Below are 378 nucleotides of genomic sequence, written 5' to 3'. Positions count from 1 at the left end.
GCACCGCAAGGCGGGCCCAGTGCGTGGTGAGTCCCAGGCCGTGGGATCGGCTTCCGTAGCAGGTTGCCAGCGCATCGATGATGCTCATGCCGCGCCCGTGTTCCTCGGCAGCGCAGGAGGCCGCCCAAGTCCCCGTCCGGGCCGCCCTGCCGCCGTCGGTGATCCCGACCAGCACCTGGAGGCCGGCGGTCTCCCGGCACAGGCGCAGGTACAAGGGGGGACGCGCGTACTGGACGGCGTTGGTCACCAGTTCGGACACCACCAGAAGCACCGAGGCGGCAGCGCTTTCGTCGATCCGCCAGTCACGGAGCACCGATCGGGCCAGCCGGCGGGCGAGGCCGACCGACTCCGGGCGGTGGGCGAGGCACGGCGACATGT

General features: G+C 72.0%; 1 protein-coding gene. It reads right to left on the bottom strand.

Going from position 1 to position 378, the window contains the following annotated elements; all coding sequences use genetic code 11:
- Window positions 1–378 (bottom strand): ATP-binding protein (locus JS756_RS36335; protein WP_205387525.1); only part of this gene is annotated, 378 nt, incomplete at both ends.

This window comes from Streptomyces actuosus, assembly GCF_016921115.1.
Lineage (GTDB): Bacteria > Actinomycetota > Actinomycetes > Streptomycetales > Streptomycetaceae > Streptomyces > Streptomyces actuosus_A.
This window is presented reverse-complemented; position numbering and strand designations above follow the sequence as displayed.